This window comes from Azospirillum doebereinerae (assembly GCF_003989665.1).
Lineage (GTDB): Bacteria > Pseudomonadota > Alphaproteobacteria > Azospirillales > Azospirillaceae > Azospirillum > Azospirillum doebereinerae.
Genome location: NZ_RZIJ01000009.1, coordinates 70,851 through 90,248, shown reverse-complemented (window position 1 = coordinate 90,248; position 19,398 = coordinate 70,851). Strand labels below are relative to the sequence as shown.

The window sequence follows — 19,398 nt, the reverse complement described above, 5'->3', positions numbered from 1 at the left end:
ATGCCGGAGTGTAGAGCGCAGGCTTGAAAAACGACAACCCACAAGAAGGAAAGGCACCAAGTCGCCACGCGGAGACTTGGTGCCTTCGGAAGATAACCTTTTAGGCTTTATGGCTTTACATGAAGCCCAGCAGGCGCGGGAACCACAGGGTGATTGCCGGGATGTAGGTGACCATGCCGAGGAAGATCAGCATCGTCAGCAGCCACGGCCAGACGGCCACGGTCAGTTCGGTGATGCCCATCTTGGTGATGCCCGACGCGACGTAGAGGTTCAGCCCCACCGGCGGGTGGCACATGCCGACCTCCATGTTCACGATGATCAGGATGCCGAAATGCACCGGGTCGATGCCCAGCTTCATGGCGACCGGGAACAGGATCGGCGCCATGATGAGGACGATCGAGGACGGCTCCATGAAGTTGCCGGCCATCAGCAGCAGGATGTTCACTACCAGCAGGAAGACCCAGACGCCCATGTTCTGGTCGAGGATCCAGGCCGCCATGTTCTGCGGGATCTGCTCCGACGTCATCAGGAACGAGAACAGGACGGCGTTGGTGATGATGTAGAGCAGCATCGCCGACATGCTGGCGCTGTCCAGCAGCACCTTCGGCACGCGGCTCAGCGGCATGTCCTTGTAGATGAAGACCGCCACGATGAAGGCGTAGACCGCCGCCATCGCCGCCGCCTCGGTCGGTGTGAAGATGCCGCTGTAGATGCCGCCCATCACCACGACGATCAGCAGCAGCCCCCAGAAGCTTTCGCGCAGCGCGTGGAGGCGCTGGCCGGCGCTGGCCTTGGCCAGGCGCGGGTAGCCGAACTTGCGGGCGCGGTACCAGGTGGTCAGGCCCAGCAGGAAGGCCAGCATCAGGCCCGGCACCACGCCGGCGATGAACATCTGGCCGATGGAGGCGGCCTGCGGGTGGCCGGTGGTGGCGACGCAGTACATCACCATCACGATGGACGGCGGGATCAGGATGCCCAGCGCGCCCGAGGTGGTGATGATGCCGGCGCCGAAGTTGCGCGGGAAGCCCTGCGCCACCATGGCCGGCAGCATGATCGAGCCGATGGCGACCACCGTCGCCGGGCTCGACCCCGACACCGCCGCGAACAGCGCGCAGGCCATCACGCCCGCCAGCCCCAGCCCGCCGTGCCAGTGGCCGACCATCGAGGTGGCGAAGTTGATCATCCGGCGGGCGACGCCGCCATGGGTCAGGAAGTTGCCGGCCAGGATGAAGAACGGGATCGCCATGATCTCGAACTTCTCGATGCCGGTGAACAGCTTCAGCGCGACCGCGTCGATGGGGACGTCGGTCATGAAGAACAGGAAGGACAGCACCGTCAGGCCGAGCGAGATCGAGATCGGCATGCCGGTGAGCATGAGGACGAGCAGAAGCCCGAAGATGATGGCGGCGTTCATGCCGGGCCTCCTTCCTTGGCGGCTTCGACCGGGTCGATGCCCTCGACGTGGCCGTGGTCGTGGTGGGGCAGTTCACCCGTGCGGATGAAGGTCCAGGCGACCTGGAGGAATCGGAAGCACATCAGGTAGGATCCGAGCGGGACCGCCAGATAGACGATCCACATCGGCATCTCCAGATCGGCCGAGACCTGTTCGGTCTGCCCGATGTGGTAGACGAAGCGGGCGCCCAGCGACCCGACCACGCCGGTGAACAGCGCGCCCGCCCCCAGCCCGAACAGCACGAACTTCGCGCGCAGGGGCGGGGCCATCCGGTTGATGATGACGTCCACGCCGACGTGGATGCCGGTGCGCACGCCGTAGGCGGCGCCGAACTTGGCCATCCAGACGAACATGTAGATGCAGAGTTCCTGCGCCCAGGCGAGGTTCCAGTGCAGGACGTAGTCCTGGATCACCGGCACGCCCGAGATGTAGCGGTGGACGACGGCCACGAAGATGATGAGCGTCGCCCCCGCCATGAGGGCGGCGATCAGCGCCTCCTCGAGACGGTCGAGCAGTCGTAGGAGCATGAAGGGGAAACTCCCGGTCGGCGGGGTGTTTTTGGGCGGGTGTTCGCCCCACTCGAACGGAGCCCCTCTCCCCCTGCGGGAGAGGGGTTGGGGTGAGGGGGCGCAAATGTTTGGAACGGGAGCGGCCTTTCCGCCCTGCGGGCGGAACACCCCTCATCCCAACCCTTCTCCCGCAAGGGGAGAAGAGCTTCGATCGTCGGGTTGCTGGCGGTTCGTTACATCTTGAAGCCGGCGGCGGCGGCTTCCTTGTAGATCGACTCGATCAGGTCCTTGCCGACGCGGCTCTCGGCGTCCTTGTGGACCGGCATCAGCGCCTTGACCCAGGCGGCGCGCTCGTCCTTGGTCTGCTCGTGGAATTCGGTGCGGCCCGACGCCTTCATCTGCGCCATCGACACGTCGTTCTCGTTCTGCGCGATGTCGTTGGCGTAGGCGGTGGCCTCCTTCATCGCGCCCTCGAGCGAGGTGCGGACGTCGGCCGGCAGCCCGTCCCAGAACTTCTTGTTCACGATGACCGCGTAGCCGAGATAGCCGTGGTCGGTCAGCGTGGCGTGCTTCTGCACCTCGTGCATCTTCTGGGTGTACATGTTGGACGGCGGGTTCTCCGTGCCGTCGACGACGCCGGTCTGCAGCGCCTGGTACACCTCCGAGAAGGCCATGACCTGCGGCAGGGCGCTCAGCGCGCGCATCTGGGCGTCCAGAACCTTGGACGACTGGATGCGCATCTTCTGGCCCTTCATGTCCTCGGGCTTGATGAGCGGCTTGTTGGCGCTCATGATCTTGAAGCCGTTGTCCCAATAGGCCAGACCGGTGATGCCCTTCGACTCCAGCTTCGAGAACAGCTGCTTGCCGATCGGACCTTCGGTCACGCGGCGCAGCACGTCCTTGTTCGGGAAGATGTAGGGCAGGTCGAAGACCTCGAACTCCTTGGCGCCCAGCGGGCCGAACTTGGCGAGCGACGGGGCCAGCATCTGGACGGCGCCCAGCTGCAGCGCCTCGAGTTCTTCCTTGTCCTTGTAGAGCTGGCTGTTGGGGTAGACCTCGATCTTCACCTTGCCGGCGGTGGCCTTCTCGGCCAGTTCCTTGAACTTCTCCGCACCCTTGCCCTTGGGGGTGTCCGGCGCCACGACATGGCTGAACTTGATCAGGATCTGGTCCTGGGCCAGCGCGACCGGCGCCGTCATCAGGCAGCCGACCGCGGCGGCGCACAGCAGGTTCACGAGCTTCATGGTGGGTGCGTCCTTCCTCAACTATTATCCGCCGGACTGAATGTCCGACGTTGAACTTATCGTGCATTGTTCATTACGGCGTGCGTCCGGGCTATTGTGGATATCCGCAGCCCTCCCCAAATCTTCCGGTCCGCCCACCCGTGCCCAGCCCGCCGCTTCCGCCGCCGCCCGCCTCCGCGTCCCGCGCGCTCCGCGCCTTGCCGCACGCGATGCCCCTTGTCGCCATGGCGCTGGTGGTGGTGCTTCTGGGCGCGTTTCTGTGGCTTTTGCACCGGAACGAGCGCGACGAGGAGGCGCTCGGCCTGATCAAGGACGCGCTGTGGGTCGAGCAGAACCTGCATTTCCAGCTGACCTCCGACGAGGACAAGCTGGAGCGTCTGGCCGAGGCGCTGAGCCGCGAGACGGTCGATCTGCGGCAATTCGCCGCCATGGCGCGTCTGGTCGTGAACACCAACCCGGCGATCGAGCGCGTCCTGTGGCTGGACGCCCAGGGGCGCAGCCGCATGGCGGAACCCCCGGCCGAATCGGAAGCGGGGCTGGACGAGGCGCTCGACGACAAGCCGGGCGCCTCGCCGCGCGGCGACGCCTTCCGCATCGCGCGGTCGTCGGGGTTGCGGGCCTACGGGGTGCCCTACCGGATCGATCCCGGCGACACCGGATTCGACGCGGTGTTCCCTCTCTACCGCGACGGGGCCTTCGCCGGCGCTCTGGTCGGCGTCTTCTCGTTCGAGGCGATGCTGACCCACCACGTCCCCTGGTGGTTCGCCCAACGCTACCAGCTGGAGGTCACCGACCTGCGGGGTGGCGTGCTGGGGGCCAAGTCGCGGATGGCGGTGCCCGGCGCGACGACGGGCGCCGTGCCCGGCGCGGCGGCCGGCGCCGCGCCCGACCCGCTGCGCAGCCACATCATCCCCTTCGACCCGCCGGGCCACGGGGTGGCGCTGGTGGCGACCGCCTATCCCACCGAATCGAACGCCACCCGGACGGTGCTGGTGGTGGCGATCTTCGGCCTGACCGGGTCGGCGCTGTGGAGCCTGTGGTCGCTGCGCCGCCACATCGCCGGCCGGCTGCGGGCGGAGGAGGCGCTGCGCGCCGAGCACGCCTTCCGCAAGGCGATGGAGGACAGCCTGACCGTCGGCATGCGCGCCCGCGACCTGGACGGGCGGATCACCTACGTCAACCCGGCCTTCTGCCGGATGGTGGGCTTGAGCGCGGAGGAGATGGTGGACCGCGGCCCGCCGATGCCCTACTGGCTGCCCGAGGATCTCGACCGCGCCGAGGCCGCCTTCCACGAGGTGCTGGCCGGGCGGGCGCCGGAAACCGGGCTGGAGATGCGCTTCCGCCGTTCCGATGGCTCGCGCTTCGACGCGCTGATCTACGAGGCGCCGCTGATCGACGCCAAGGGGCGGCACACCGGCTGGATGGGCTCGGTCCTCGACATCACCGAGCGCAAGCGGGCCGAGGAGCTGGCGCGCCAGCAGCAGGAGCGGCTGCAGCAGACCTCGCGCCTGATCACCATGGGCGAGATGGCCTCGACCCTGGCGCATGAGCTGAACCAGCCGCTGTCGGCCATCGCCAGCTATTGCACCGGCTGCCTGAACCGTTTGCGGTCGGGCCAGTTCGACACGCAGGAGGTGGCGGCGGCGCTCGACAAGCTGGCGGCGCAGGCGCGGCGCGCCGGGCTGATCGTGCGGCGGGTCCATGATTTCGTGCGCAAGAGCGAGCCGAACGTCGCCCCCTGCTCGCTGTCGCGGGTGCTGGAGGACTGCGTCGGGCTGATGGGCGCCGACGCCGCCCGGCTCGGCGTGCGGGTGGAGTTGGACGCCCCCGCCGGGCTGCCGATGGTGCCGGGCGACCGCATCCTGTTGCAGCAGGTGGTCCTGAATCTGATGCGCAACGGCATCGAGGCGATGGCGAAGACCCCGCGCGCGCGCCGCCGCCTGTCGGTGTCGGTGGTCCGGTCGGACGGCGCGCTGCTCACCGCGATCCGCGACCATGGCAGCGGCATCGCCCCGGAGATCGCCGAGGGGTTGTTTTCCCCCTTCTTCACGACGAAGAGCGAAGGTATGGGAATGGGCCTGAACATCTGCCGCTCCATCGTCGAGCACCACCACGGCCGCCTGTGGTTCGAGGCGGCGCCCGATGGCGGCACCCGCTTCCTGTTCTCGCTGCCCGTCTGTTCCGATTCCCTGGAGACCGCCGAATGACCACCCTGCACATCGTCGACGACGACGAGGCGATCCGCGACGCGCTCGGCTGGCTGTTCCAGTCGCGCAGCGTCCCGGTGATCGGGTGGGATTCGGCCGAGGCCTTCCTGGAGGCCTGGACGCCGGACATGGCGGGCTGCCTGCTGCTCGACATCCGGATGGAGGGGATGAGCGGGCTGGAGCTGTTCGACCGCCTGCTCGGCCGGGCCTGCCGGATGCCGGTGATCTTCCTGACCGGCCATGGCGACGTGCCCATCGCGGTCGCCGCGCTGAAGAAGGGCGCCCGCGATTTCGTCGAGAAGCCCTTCAACGACAACGAGCTGGTCGACCGGGTGATCGACGCGCTGGCCTTCGACGCGGAGCAGCGGGCGCGCGAGGCGGGCCAAGCCGGCGTCGCCGCGCGGGTCGCCACCCTGACCCAGCGTGAAAAACAGGTGATGGAGCTGGTCGTCGCCGGCCGGCTGAACAAGGTGATCGCCGACCAGTTGGGCATCAGCATGCGGACGGTGGAAGTCCATCGGTCGCACGTGTTCGAAAAGATGCGGGTGAAGACGGCGGTGGAACTGACTCGCCTGCTGACCAGCGCCGGATAGGCCGCCCTCTTTCCAAAGTCGAGTTGGGATAAACCCGTAAAGAATACCCGGAGATGTTGGGCGCTCCGGAGACGGGCGCGGATTTTTACTGCGGCACGGCGAATTTCTTGGTGTCCGTCCGGCTTGTTGGTTACACAGACGGTTCATAATTCAGCCGGAGCCTTGGTCGTTGCGTCTGCCCTCCTCCCTATTGGCGCTTGGACTGGCGGTCGTGGCGCCACTGCTGCTGTTCGCGGCGTCGATGGTGTGGATGCTGGACGTCCACCAGCGGACCGAGCTGGAGGACGACCTGCGCGCGATGGCGCTGTCGCTGTCGCAGAACGTCGACCGCGAGCTGGCCAGCCAGACCCGGCCGTTGGAGCTGCTGGCCGCGCTCGGCCAGTCCCATGTCGAGGATGTGCCCGCCCTCTACGCCGAGGCGACGGCCGCCGCGCACAGCCAGGGCGGCTGGCTGGCGATGGGGCTGGTCGACGCCGAAACCTACCGCTTCGTCTTCCACACGCGCTACCCGCTGGGGGTGCAGCCCTTGCCGCCGCCCCGGCTGGACACCGTCACCCGCAAGGTGATCGAGAACGGCCGGTCGGTGATCGGCGGCGTGCTGCCGCCGGGCGGGCCGCCGGGCCGTCCGTCCCTGGTCCTGCGCGCGCCGATGTTCGCCGAGGACCGGGTGCGCTACGTGCTGTCGCTGGCGGTCGGGTTGGAGGGGCTGGCCGGGGTGCTGGGCAGCGGCTCCATCCCGCCGGACTGGACGGTGTCCGTCGTCGATCCGTCCATGCTGATCGCGGCGCGGTCGCGCGACGCCGCCGCCCATCTGGGCCAGCGCGTTCCACCCTCGCTGGAGGCGCGGATGGTCGCCAACGATCAGGGGCTGTTCGTCGCGAAGACGGCCGAGGGCGAGGATTCCTACATGGTCTTCCACCGCTCGCCGAACACCCAGTGGACGGTGGCGCTGGGCGTGCCGGCGGAGGTGCTGCGGGAGCAGCTGGCCTCGTCCCGCCGCGTCATCGTCGGCGGCGGGGCCGCCGCCTGCGCGGCGACGCTGGCGCTGGCGCTGGTGGTGTCGCGCAGCTTCCGACGTCGCCGCAAGGCCGAGCACGAGATGCGCCGGGCCCGCGAAGCCTTCCTGCTGGAGCAGCGCCGCCGTCTGGAGGCCGAGAAGGAGCACGCCGAGGCCGCCAACCAGGCCAAGAGCGAATTCCTGGCGAACATGAGCCACGAGCTGCGCACCCCGCTGAACGCCATCATCGGCTTCACCGAGGCGCTGCTGTCCGGCATCTTCGGCACCGCGCCGCCCAAATACACCGAATACATCCGGGCGATCCACCAGTCCGGCCGCCACCTGCTCGACCTCGTCAACGAACTGCTGGACATGGCGAAGATCGAGGCCGGGCGGCTGGAGCTCTACCCGGCGCAGCTGGTGCTGGAGGAACTGCTGGCCGACTGCCTGGGGCTGGTCGAGGCGCTGTCGGCCCGCAAGGGCGTGGTGGCCACGGCGGGCCGCGTCGATCCGGCCCTGCGGGTGACGGCGGACGGGGTGCGGCTGCGTCAGGCGGTGCTGAACATCCTGTCCAACGCCATCAAGTTCACGCCGTCGGGCGGGGCCGTGCGCGTCGAGGCGGCGGCCGGGCCGGAGGGGGAGGGGGCGGTCATCGTCATCGCCGACACCGGGATCGGCATGTCGGCCGAGGAGCTGACCATCGCCATGGAGCCGTTCCGGCAGGTCAACAACTACCTGACCAAGTCGGAGGCCGGTACCGGGCTTGGGCTGCCGCTGGCCAAGCGCTTCGTCGAGGCGCATGGCGGGACGCTGACCGTGGAGAGCGAGCCCGGTGTCGGCACGACGGTGACGATCCGCCTGCCATAGCCGCTTTGCTTTGGGAGAGGAAAGGGGCGCGTTGCGTGCCCCGGCGGCCTAGCGCCGGCGCGGCGGCTTGCCCGGCAGGTTGGCGCGTTGCAGCTTGGCGCCCGCCATGTCGGCGCCGTCCAGATCGGCGCTTTCCAGATCGGCTTCCGCCAGATTGGCCTGGACCAGGCAGGTCCCCACCAGCAGCGCGCGGCGCAGATCCGCCCCCATCAGGTTGGAGGCCCAGGACCGGCCGGTCGGGCGGCCCGAGGGATCCTTGATCTCCGCCGGTCCGAGCCGCACCCGCGTCAGATCCGCGCCGGTCAGGACGGCGTAGCTGAGGTTGGCGCCGGACAGGTCGGCGCCCATCAGGTTGGCGCCCTCCAGATTGGCGCCGGACAGGTCGGCCATCATCAGCCGCGCCCCGGTCAGCGCCGCCGCCGACAGGTTGGCGCCGCGCATCGACGCGGCGCTGAGGTTCACGTTGCGCAGATCGGCCCGGCTGAGGTCGGCGCCCTCCAGATCGGCGCGTTCCCCGCGCTGGCCGAAGCTGTCGATCCAGCGCTCGTGGTCGAAGATGGCGCGCTGGATCTCCGACCCCATGCTGTCGATGGGGCGGGTCATCTGCGCGGCGCTCAAGCTGGCCTGCGACAGGTCGCAGTCGGCCATGCGCGTGCCGACCAGATCGGCGTTGTCGAACCGGGTGCCGTCCAGCGACGCGCCGGACAGGTTGGCGCCGTTCAGCCGCGCGCCGGACAGGTTGGCGCCGTTCAGCGTCGCCCCCGACAGATCGGCGTTCTGGAGGATCGACCCGGTCAGGTCGGCGTCGGACAGGTTGGCGCCGCGCAGGATCGCGCCGGTCAGGTCGGTCGGGATGCCGCCGGTCGCCGTCGTCTCGTTCTGGAGGCGGGCGAGGGCGGCCTTGTGGAGCAGCCGCGCGGAATCGGCGTCCTGGGCGTCGGGGCCGGAGCCGCGCCGGGCGGTCCCGCCCGGCTCCAGCGTGCCGGAGCGCAGGTCGGCGCCCTTCAGGTTGGCGTTGGAGAAGTCGGCCGCGCGCAGCCGGGCGCCGCGCAGGTCGGTCTGTGTCAGGTTGGCGCGGCTGATGTCGGCGTCGCGCAGATCGACCCCGAACAGGTCGGCGCCGGCCAGATTGGTGCCGTTCAGCCGCCCGCGCGTCAGCCGCGCCCCGACCAGCCGGGCGCCGCGCAGGTCGCGCTGCGACAGGTCGGCGCCTTCCAGGTCGGCCATGGCGAGGTTGGCGCGCGCGCCGCCCGGCTGGCCCTTGATCCAGCGGGCATGGCGATCCAGCACCTCGGCCAGTTGATCCGGCCGAAAGAAGGACACCGAGGACGGGATGGGAGCGGTCACCGTGGACACGGGAAGTCGACGCCACGCAATGGTTTCACTTCGCCAATGATGCGGCGCCATTCCTTACCGAAGGCTGAATGTTTCCCCGTTCGCGCCCTCTCTTTTGGAGGAGCCTTGCCGATGCCGCTCGGCCTATGGCTTTCGGTCGGTGCTGTCGAGGCCAAGTTTGGCGTTGCGACTCGGAAGCGACTCGGAGGCCCCGGTCGGCCGTGGCCGGGCGCGGGTCACCGACATGTTACAGCCCGGTAACGAAGCGGAGCGGCCCTGACATGGGTCGATAAGGTCATGCGAATCCAAGGATTTCATGCTATTTGGCCAGTCTTAACCTTTGGTTCCTTGACACAAAGGGCTAGGGCGTTCCTAAAAGTGTCTCACCCTTCGGGGTAGCGCGCCGCGATGAGAACCCGGCGTGGGGTGGGACAGGGGATGCGAGAAAGCATGATGAAGGATACGGACGCCCAGTCCGAAACGACCGCAGGGCCGCACGACACCATGGCCCGCTCGCTCGACCGCCGCCATCTGCTGCGCGCCGGGCTGGGGCTCGCCGCTTCCGCCGCGATGCTGGCGCCCATGGAGGCCGAGGCGGCGTTGCGCGCGCCGCCGCGCCAGTTGGCGCTGATCAACCTGCACACCGGCGAACGCATCCGGGCGGAATACTGGGCCAAGGGGCGTTACCTGCGCGACGGCATGCGCGAGATCAACCGCGTCCTGCGCGACCACCGCACCGGCGCCGTCCACGCCATCGACCCCAAGCTTCTGGATCTCGTCCACGCGCTCGGCCGCAAGATCGGCAACCGTGGGCCGATCCAGATCGTTTCCGCCTATCGTTCGCCGGAGACCAACGCGATGCTGCGTGAGGCCGACGGCTCCGGCGTGGCCCAGAACAGCTTTCACATGCAGGGCAAGGCCATCGATCTGCGGGTCCCTGGCATGAGCACCCGCCAGCTGCAACGCGCGGCGCTCAGCCTGCGCGGCGGTGGGGTCGGTTATTACCCGGAGAGCAACTTCGTCCATATGGACGTGGGGCCGCTCCGTCACTGGTAAGGCTTGAGCCGAACCGGTTGTTGAGTCCGGCATAAAATGTATTCTGGCCTTCTGAACCGATGTGGCGCCAAATCCAAATAGGATTTGGCGCCCTTTTCGTCCCTAGGCTATTTATCCTTTCTCAGGCGCTTTGGTCAGGTGATTTAGGTCTGTATTCAGAGTTGGTTGAGGCGGCCGCCTCAGCGGCTTGCTTGCGGCGGTGAACATTTGAGTCGTTTGAGTCGAGCGCTTGGGGTTCGTACCGCCACCGCGCGGGCGGCCGCGGGATAGCGTGTCGGGCGCCGCGCCGCCGACTCGCGGCTGGATTCCGTCCGACAAGACGCCTTTCCGGACGGAACCCTTGCAACTGGTGTCGCGGTTTCGCACCCTGTGCGGGAGGCCCCGCCTCCCGCTCCCTCAGGCAAAGGCCGGCGGGCCCATTGCATCCTCCCGGATCCGCATGCCGCGCTCCCGGCACCCCTTCACCATTCCTGGCATCCGCCGCACCGGCGGCGAGGACCAGGATCTCTGGGGCATCGAGCTTCTGCACGAATGGCTGGAGCATCCCGGGCGCTACGACTGGACGCGCTTCGGATGCGACGACATGGGCGCGCTCGACGATGGCGTTGCTAGAGCGGCTTGCGACCGAGTTGAATCGTTCTCTTTCTGTGGGATTTCCTGGGGCGTTGAAATCGGCGATTCTGCGAGGGTTGATCGACCTTCTCGGAGCTGGAGATGGCAGACCCTTATTCCCAGCCTCTCAGAGACCGGGTTGCCCGAGCCGTATCAAGCGAATGCTCGGCTCGCGCCGCGGCGGCCCGGTTCAGCGTCAGCACGGCGATCCGCTGGGTCAAGCGCTTGGTGGGTGGCGACCATCGCTCGCGCCTGAGCGATCACCGCGCGGTGGTGCGGACGCGCTGCTGGCCCACCAAGCCCGACCTGACGCTGGAGGAGATCGGCCCCGAGAAGTGTGCCCGTCGTGGCGTAAGCGTCAGCCTCGGCACGGTGTGGCGCTTCCTCAAGGCCCAGACCCTCACGCTCAAAAAAGCCTACACGCCGCCGAGCAGCAGCGTGATGACGTCGTCGAGGCCCGGCGCGCCTTCATCCGTCGTCAACCGGCCCTCGATCCCGAGCGCCTGGTGTTGCTCGACGAAACCTGAGCCAGCACCAACATACCCCGGCGCCACGGCCGGTCTGCCCGTGGCTTGCGCCTCCTGGCCCCCGTCCCGCACGGGCACTGGAAGACAACCACACTGATCGCCGGGCTGGGCATCACCGGCAGCGTCGCCCCCTGTGTGCTTGACGGGCCGATCAACGCCACCGTCTTCCGCGCCTGCGTCGAACAGATTCTGGCGCCGACGCTGCGAAGCGGCGACATCCTCATCCGAAGTCTTTTCCCTTGGTGCGGTATGTCTTTGCCGATGACGGCTATGCCAGCCCCAAACTGGAAACCGCGCTCGATCGGATCGGCACTTGGACCGTGGAGATCATCAAGCGCTCCGATATCGCCAAGGGCTTTGAACTTCTCCCCCGCCGTTGGGTGGTCGAACGCCTGATCGCGTGGCTCAACCGAAATCGACGCTTTGCCAAGAACTTCGAGGCAACCGTCGAAAGCGCCTTGGCATGGCTCTTCATCGTCAGTGTCGAAATGCTCGTTCTATGAATCGCCCGGACATGAGCGCATTAAAAGTAATTCGGAGTCAGGATCTAAGAATTCATGGAATATAACGTCATAGGAAAAAATATAAAACAAATATTGAATATATTTTCTATTTTAATAATGCTTTAATAGTAAGGGAGATGATCTAGAATTTTTTCAATATTTCCGATTATTACTTAGAAATTTTACTAATCATCCTTGCGGCATTGGATAAAAATCGAGTTCATAATAATCAACAAAATCGGCTTAACGCTGAAATATTGCACACTGAAAAAGTGCACGCGTTTTGGCAGTGTCAGAAAATAACAAAATTAGGGTTCCCGAGCCATGAAAAATGTTTCCAATCCATGAAAAATTTCTCATCTTAGCTAATTTGTTCCTACGTATTGGCTGAAAATATGGTGGAAAAGCAATTTGCGCGAAAACACCATTTTTAATTTTCTTGGTGAGCCATCTCTATATTTTTTTACGATCAACTGGAAAATTATTTTTGATCCGATATCTTGACTACGCCAAGCTCGCCGTGAGATTACCAAATCTACCTTGGAAAAGTTTCACGCGATGGCCGGCATCGTGTCGGAATTCTCGGCCGCTTTCACCGGAATTTGGAATATAGGTAGGTGTTTATATGGGGCAGTCCAGTCTTAATGGCGCTGGCTTCACGACAGATGTCACCGTTACAGGAAATGGACCTGCGGACTTTCTTATTCTTTCTGGAGGCGCCACATTAATTGTTAATGGGGTCGAAACGATAACGGGATCTTCGAATTTAGACGGACCTGACTTTGTTACGCTTGGAAGCAACGGAAATACAATTCTAGTTGATCTGCTTGAAACTCTGACCGGCGGCGTCGGCACCGATGCCGTGACCATCGGCTCCGGCGGCTCGACCATGCTGGTCTCTCTGCTGGAGACCCTGACGGGCGGCGTAGGCACCGATGTGGTGACGGTTGGCAGTACCGGTTCGACGCTGCTGGTGAGCGGGCTGGAGACGCTGATCGGCACCGGCGGCACCAATGTGATCAAGTTGGTCGGTACGACTGGCACCACCATGACGGTGTCGGGGCTGAAAAGCCTGAGCGGCGGGCTTGGGAACGATGTCATCATGCTGGGCTCAGCGGGCAACACCTCAACGATGTCGCAGGTGGAAACCCTGGTTGGTGGCGTTGGAACCGACATCATCACGCTGGGCTCGGCGGGCAACACCGTGGTGGTGTCCAAAGTGGAATCTATGCTGGGTGGTACTGGCATCGACGTCATCATTCTGGGCGACGCCGGTAACACGACAGCGGTCTACAACACTGAAACCGTCATCGGCGGTGCTGGAACGGACACCGTCACGCTCGGCTCCAACGGCGTGACGGTCGCCGCGTGGGGCCTGGAATTCGTCACTGCGGGCGGCGCAGGCGGCACGACGTCTTTGAACTTGGGGGCGCCGGGCAACACCACCACGGTGTCACTGATATCGACAATCGTCGGCGGCACCGGCATCGACGTGATCACGCTGGGATCCTCCGGCATCACTGCGAGAGTGTCGGGGCTGGAGACGCTGACCGGCGGCGCCAGCATCGACGCCGTCACCCTCGGAACCGCCGGTTCGACCATGCTGGTCTCCCGGTTGGAAACCCTGACCGGGGGCGTGGGCACCGACGTCGTCACCATCGGCAGCGCCGGCGCCACCCTGACGGTGAGGTTGCTGGAGACCCTGGCCGGCGGCGTGGGCACCGATCTCGTCACCATCGGCAGCGGCGGCACCACCATGAGGGTGTCGCTGCTGGAGACTCTGACCGGGGGCGTGGGCACCGACGTCGTCACCATCGGCAGCGCCGGCACCACCCTGACGGTGAGGTTGCTGGAGACCCTGGTCGGCGGCGTGGGCACCGATCTCGTCACCATCGGCACCGGCGGCACCACCATGACGGTGTCGCTGCTGGAGACTCTGACCGGCGGCGTGGGCACCGATGCCGTCACCATCGGATCAGTCGGCTCAACGCTGTTGGTCTCTCTGCTGGAAACCTTGACGGGCGGCGTGGGCGTCGATGTCGTTGCGCTGAACAATTCGAACAACACTTTAAATGTAAAGCTTATCGAGACCTTGATCGGCGGATCGGGAGCCGACTTTATTAATTATGCACTTATTTCGGCCAATGATAGAGTGGAATTATACAATATTGAGACTTTTGTTGCTTCTGGCAGTGGAACGCTCAATCTTCAAATCGGATCAACCGGCAGCACGCTGTCGGTTAGTAACGTCGATTATATTATAGGATCGACCGCAACGGATATCATTACTCTTGGGGGAACTTACATCCTGGGGGTCTCTAACATAGAAACCCTTGTGGGTACGAATTCTGTCGATCATCTCGTAACTCTCGGCTCTGGCGGCAACACGACGCTGGTGTCGCTGATCGAGTCGCTGACTGGCGGCGCCGGTGCCGATGCCATCACGCTTGGCAGCACGGGCAACACCCTGCGGGTGTCGCTGATCGAGACGCTGACCGGTGGTATCGGTAGCGACGTCGTCACCATCGGCAGCGCCGGCAGAACCATGACGGTGTCGCTGATCGAGACGTTGGCAGGCACCAACGGTGCCGATACCATCACGCTGGACAGCGGTGGCAACACCCTGCGGGTGTCGCTGATCGAGACGCTGACCGGCGGCGTCGGCACCGACGCCATCACGCTGGGCAGCACCGGCAATACCATGACGGCGTCGCTGATCGAGACGTTGACCGGCGCTGCCGGCAGCGACACCTTCACCATCGGGTCGGCCGGCGGCACGCTTCTCGTTTCCGCCCTTGAAGTCCTGACCGGCTCTGCCCTCATCGACATCGTCACCATTGGCACCACCGCAGGCAGCACCCTGCTGGCGTCGTCGCTGGAAACCCTGGTCGGCGGCTCAGGCATTGACCTCGTCAGCCTGGGCGGCAGCGGCAACACCCTGCTCGTCACACAGATCGAAACCCTGCTCGGCGGTACCGGCACCGACATCGTCAGCCTCGGCGCGGTCAGCAACACCCTGCTGGTGTCGGTGCTCGAAACCCTGATCGGCGATGCGGCGGGCACCGACGCCATCACGCTGGGCACCATCGGCAACACCCTGCTGGTGTCGGCCGTCGAGACACTGACCGGCGGCATCGGCACCGATGTCATCACGCTGTCGGGCACCGGCGGCACCGTTTCGATCGCCTTCATCGAGACGCTGACCGGCACCGCCGACACCGACATCGTCACGATCGGCATCGCCAACGGCACCACGCTGTCGGTCAATCTGGTCGAGACGCTGACGGGAAACTCCGGCATCGACGTTGTCGCGCTGGGATCCGCCGGTGCCACTCTGCTGGTCTCCGAGTTTGAGGCCATCACGGGCGGTGCGGGCACCGATCTGGTCTATCTTGGCTCCTTTGGTAATACGCTGTTGGTCAGCGCGACCGAAGTGCTGACCAGCGGTTCGGGCATCGATGCCGTCACGCTCGGCTCCACCGGCAACACGATCGTCGTGCGTGGCCTTGAGACCCTGACCGGCAACAGCGGCAACGACCTTGTCACGCTGGCCGACACCAGCAACACCGTCCTGCTTTCGGTCATCGAAACCCTGGTCGGTGGCACCGGCACCGACGCCATCGGCCTCGGCGCCATCGGCAACACCCTGCTGGTTTCGGTCATCGAAACCCTGACCGGCGGCATCGGCATCGACACCATCAGCCTCGACACCACGGCCGGTGCCACAATGCTGGTTTCGGCGCTGGAAACCCTGACCGGCGGTGCGGGCACCGACGTCATCAGCCTCGGCACCAGGGCCGGTGCCACAATGTTGGTTTCGGCGCTGGAAACCCTGGTCGGCAACACCGGCCTCGATATCGTCACGCTCGGCTCCACCGGTAACACCCTGCTGGTCTCCGGGTTTGAGACCATCATGGGCGGTGCGGGCACCGATCTTGTCTTCCTTGGCTCGGTCGGCAACTCCCTGGTCGTCAGCTCGCTTGAAGTGTTGATCGGCGGTGCGGGCACCGACACCGTCACGCTCACGGGCGGCGGCACAATCATCGTGCGTGGCCTGGAAACCCTGACCGGTACCGACAGCCTCGACCTCATCACGCTGGCCGACACCAGCAACACGATGGTCGTGTCGGCTCTGGACACTTTGACCGGCGGTTCCGGCCAAGACGTTATCACGCTGACCGGTGACAACAACATTCTGGTCTCCGGCATCGAGACCCTGATCGGCAACACCGGCCTCGACGCCGTCACCCTCGGCTCTGCCGGCACCACGTTGCTGGCCTTCGAGCTTGAGACCATTACGGGTGGTGCGGGCACCGACCTGGTCTATCTTGGCTCCATTGGCCGCGTGCTGTTGATCGACGCGGTCGAGATCCTGATCGGCGACACCGGCAACGACGTCGTCACGCTCAGCTCCGCCGGCAACACGATCATCGTGCGTGGTCTGGAGACTCTGACCGGCAACACCGACACCGACCTCGTCACGCTCGGCTCCGCCGGCAGTACGCTGGTCGTGTCGGCTCTCGAAACCCTCACGGGCAGCACGGGCACCGACGCGGTCATCTTGGGCGGCACGACCGGCGGCACGCTGCTGGTGTCGGCTCTCGAGACCCTGGCTGGCGATTCGGGCAACGACGTCGTTACGCTCGGCTCCGCCGGCACCACCCTGTTGGCCTCCGCTCTGGAGACCCTGACGGGTGGCGCGGGCACCGATCTGGTCTTCCTCGGCTCGGTCGGCAGCACCCTGCAGGTCAGCGGCCTCGACATCCTGATCGGCGGTGCGGGCACCGACATCGTCACGATCAGCAGTTCGACGGCCAACACGCTGATCCTGCGCGGCATCGAGACCCTGCTGACGGGCGGCCCCGGTGCCGACACGATCATTCTGGGCGACACCGGCAACAGCATGCTGGTGAGCGGCGTCGAAACCATCACGGGCGGTACGGCCACCGATCTCATCAGCATCGGCACGACCGGCGGCACGCTGCTGGTGTCGGCTCTCGAGACCCTGGCTGGCGGTTCGGGCAACGACGCCGTCACCCTCGGTTCCACCGGCACTACCCTGCTGGCCTCCTTCCTGGAGACCCTGACGGGCGGTGCGGGCACCGACATCGTGTTCCTCGGCTCCGCCGGGAACACGCTGCTGGCCAACGTGGTCGATGTCCTGGTCGGAGGCGCCGACGAGGATGTGGTCGCGATCGGTTCGGCCGGCGGTACGATCGTCCTGCGCGGCATCGAAGCGCTGACTGGCGGTGCGGGCACCGAAGTCATCCTGCTGGGTGACACGGGCAACACCTTTCAGGTTTCGGGTGTCGAAACGATCCTCGGCGGCACCGCCACCGACGTCGTAACCCTGGCCGGCAACGCCGGCAGCACGCTGCTGGTTTCGGCCCTGGAGACCCTGACAGGCAGTGTCGCGAATGATCTCGTGATGTTGAACCTGCTCGGCAACACGCTGACGGCTTCGGCGATCGACACCCTGGTTGGCGGCATCGGCAGCGACATCGTCACGCTCGGCTCCACCGGAACCTCCCTGCTGGCCTCCTTCCTGGAGACCCTGACGGGCGGTGCGGGCACCGATCTTGTAACTTTCGGCTCCACGGGCTCCACGGTCCTCGTGTCGGCCGTGGAAACCCTGATCGGTGCCGCTGGCACCGAAATCGTGTTCCTGGGCTCGGCCGGCAACACGCTGGTTGCGAATGCGATCGACATCCTGATCGGTGGCGCCGAGGCCGACAGCGTCACTCTGGACAACGCCGCCAGCACGGTCATCCTGCGTGGCATCGAGACCCTGATCGGCAACGTGGGCACCGAGGTCGTCTTCCTTGGCGACACCACCAACACGTTGGCGGTCTCCGACGTGGACATCCTGATCGGGGGCACGGCGACCGACGTCGTCACCCTGCTGACGGCCGGCGCCCTGATCACCCGTGGCGTCGAGACGTTGACGGGCAGCACGGGCACCGACACCGTCCGCCTGGGCGACACGGTGAACACCCTGACCGTGTCCCTGCTGGAAACCCTGACGGGCGGCACCAACACCGACATCGTCTTCCTCGGCTCCGGCGGCAACACGCTGCTGGCCAACGCGGTGGAGGTGCTGGTCGGCGGCTCGGGCACCGATGTGGTCACGCTCGGCAGCTCGGGTGCGACGATCGCGCTCCGTGGCATCGAGACGCTGAGCGGCAACATCGGCACCGAGATCGTCTTCCTCAGCGACACCACCAACACGTTGGCGGTCTCCGACGTGGACATCCTGATCGGGGGCACGGCGACCGACGTCGTCACCCTGCTGACGGCCGGCGCCCTGATCACCCGTGGCGTCGAGACGTTGACGGGCAGCACGGGCACCGACACCGTCCGCCTGGGCGACACGGTGAACACCCTGACCGTGTCCCTGCTGGAAACCCTGACGGGCGGCACCAACACCGACATCGTCTTCCTCGGCTCCGGCGGCAACACGCTGCTGGCCAACGCGGTCGAGGTGCTGGTCGGCGGTTCGGGCATCGACGTGGTCACGCTCGGTTCGACCGGCAACACGATCGCCCTTCGCGACATCGAGACGCTGGTCGGCAGCTCGAACAGCGATATCGTGTTCCTGGGTGACATCGGCAACACGCTGACGGTGTCGGGGGTGTTGATCGTCATCGGCGGTACGGCCACCGACGTCGTCACCATGGGTTCAGCGGGCACGCTGATCACCCGCGGTGTCGAAACGCTGGTCGGCAGCTCGGGCTCCGACATCATCCGTCTGGGCGACACCTCCAACACCCTCTCGGTATCGGTTGTCGAATCCCTGGTGGGCGGCACCAGCTCGGATGTCGTGATGGTGACGGGCGGTTCGGTCCGCTTCGCCGGCGGTCTCGGCGTCGATACGGTGACGTTGCAGACCAGCGCGGGCACCGACCAGATCGTCTATACGACGGACGGTGAAGGCGGGGCCGCGGGTGCGAACACCGGCAACGACGTGATCAACAACTTCCAGTCCGGTACGGACAGTGCCGTGATCACGGGCGCGCTGCGCACCTTCGTCGACCGCAACGGCAGCGGCGCTCTCGACGGGGCGACCCGTGCGCAGGGTGCGGTGAATCTGGCCACCGACGAGGTCGTCCGTCTCTCCACCGTCGTGGCGAGCTTGGCCGACACCGATCTGGCCAGCTTCCGCACCGCCTTGGGCACGCTCACCAACTCCTCGGCGAACGCGAACGCCCTGGTGCTGGCGAACGACGGTACGAACACCGGTCTGTATCTGGTGGTCGATGCCAACGGCGACGGTCAGGTTGCTGCGACCGAAGCCCGCCTGCTGGCGCGCTTCAACATCGTCCTGCTCGGCCCCGGGGACATCAGCCTCGACTGATCCTCGGCTATGTAGCCCGAACCGCGTCATGGCTGAAGTGCCTCTCCCGCCGACGTTATGCAACGAAGGGCACCGTCAAGTCGTTGAAGCTGGCGGTTCAGGAAGGCGCAGTTGGGCGACAGGTACCCAGGGGATCGGGCA

At 65.8% G+C, this 19,398-nt stretch carries 9 protein-coding genes and 1 pseudogene; 6 read left to right on the top strand and 4 right to left on the bottom strand.

All coding sequences use genetic code 11. The features are described from left to right. Positions 1-115: 115 nt before the first annotated feature. The 3 genes from EJ913_RS13180 to EJ913_RS13170 all read right to left on the bottom strand — a co-directional run bounded on the left by EJ913_RS13180 (position 116) and on the right by EJ913_RS13170 (position 3,206). Complete coding sequence (locus tag EJ913_RS13180) at positions 116-1,414, bottom strand: TRAP transporter large permease (protein ID WP_126998527.1); 1,299 nt, start codon at positions 1,412-1,414, stop codon at positions 116-118. Next, on the bottom strand, positions 1,411-1,980 hold the full coding sequence (locus EJ913_RS13175) for a TRAP transporter small permease (RefSeq protein WP_126998525.1): 570 nt from the start codon (positions 1,978-1,980) through the stop codon (positions 1,411-1,413). The genes EJ913_RS13180 and EJ913_RS13175 overlap by 4 nt, the downstream gene beginning before the upstream one ends. Before the next feature lie 215 nt (positions 1,981-2,195). After that, complete coding sequence (locus EJ913_RS13170; RefSeq protein WP_126998522.1) at positions 2,196-3,206, bottom strand: TRAP transporter substrate-binding protein; 1,011 nt, start codon at positions 3,204-3,206, stop codon at positions 2,196-2,198. A 140-nt stretch (positions 3,207-3,346) separates the two neighbouring features. Between EJ913_RS13170 and EJ913_RS13165 the strand changes: the two genes are divergently transcribed. The 3 genes from EJ913_RS13165 to EJ913_RS13155 all read left to right on the top strand — a co-directional run bounded on the left by EJ913_RS13165 (position 3,347) and on the right by EJ913_RS13155 (position 7,870). After that, positions 3,347-5,413, top strand: coding sequence for a sensor histidine kinase (locus tag EJ913_RS13165; protein ID WP_244939344.1), 2,067 nt, complete (start codon positions 3,347-3,349; stop codon positions 5,411-5,413). Then, on the top strand, positions 5,410-6,006 hold the full coding sequence (locus tag EJ913_RS13160) for a response regulator transcription factor (RefSeq protein WP_126998520.1): 597 nt from the start codon (positions 5,410-5,412) through the stop codon (positions 6,004-6,006). Before EJ913_RS13165 ends, EJ913_RS13160 begins: the two co-directional genes overlap by 4 nt. A 169-nt stretch (positions 6,007-6,175) precedes the next feature. Further along, the gene (locus tag EJ913_RS13155) at positions 6,176-7,870 is read left to right on the top strand and encodes a sensor histidine kinase (RefSeq protein ID WP_238519840.1); all 1,695 of its coding nucleotides are present in this window, start codon (positions 6,176-6,178) and stop codon (positions 7,868-7,870) included. A 48-nt stretch (positions 7,871-7,918) separates the two neighbouring features. On the opposite strand, the gene EJ913_RS13150 is transcribed toward EJ913_RS13155, so the two are convergent. Then, on the bottom strand, positions 7,919-9,217 hold the full coding sequence (locus tag EJ913_RS13150; RefSeq protein WP_244939343.1) for a pentapeptide repeat-containing protein: 1,299 nt from the start codon (positions 9,215-9,217) through the stop codon (positions 7,919-7,921). A gap of 438 nt (positions 9,218-9,655) precedes the next feature. Between EJ913_RS13150 and mepK the strand changes: the two genes are divergently transcribed. From mepK to EJ913_RS13135, 3 genes and pseudogenes are all read left to right on the top strand, one after another. Further along, positions 9,656-10,261, top strand: coding sequence for a peptidoglycan L,D-endopeptidase MepK (gene mepK / locus EJ913_RS13145; protein WP_238519842.1), 606 nt, complete (start codon positions 9,656-9,658; stop codon positions 10,259-10,261). Positions 10,262-10,975: 714 nt separating this feature from the next. After that, positions 10,976-11,903, top strand: a pseudogene (locus tag EJ913_RS13140) (transposase). 862 nt (positions 11,904-12,765) lie between these two features. After that, positions 12,766-19,257, top strand: a complete 6,492-nt coding sequence (locus EJ913_RS13135) for a calcium-binding protein (RefSeq protein WP_126998518.1) — start codon at positions 12,766-12,768, stop codon at positions 19,255-19,257. The last annotated feature ends 141 nt before the right edge of the window (positions 19,258-19,398 follow it).

What these genes read in the sequence shown, in the direction of transcription:
- EJ913_RS13170 (WP_126998522.1), bottom strand. Translation starts at nt 3,206, where the DNA reads ATGAAGCTCGTGAACCTGCTGTGCGCCGCCGCGGTCGGCTGCCTGATG.
- EJ913_RS13160 (WP_126998520.1), top strand. Translation starts at nt 5,410, where the DNA reads ATGACCACCCTGCACATCGTCGACGACGACGAGGCGATCCGCGACGCG.
- mepK (WP_238519842.1), top strand. Translation starts at nt 9,656, where the DNA reads ATGATGAAGGATACGGACGCCCAGTCCGAAACGACCGCAGGGCCGCAC.
- EJ913_RS13175 (WP_126998525.1), bottom strand. Translation starts at nt 1,980, where the DNA reads ATGCTCCTACGACTGCTCGACCGTCTCGAGGAGGCGCTGATCGCCGCC.
- EJ913_RS13180 (WP_126998527.1), bottom strand. Translation starts at nt 1,414, where the DNA reads ATGAACGCCGCCATCATCTTCGGGCTTCTGCTCGTCCTCATGCTCACC.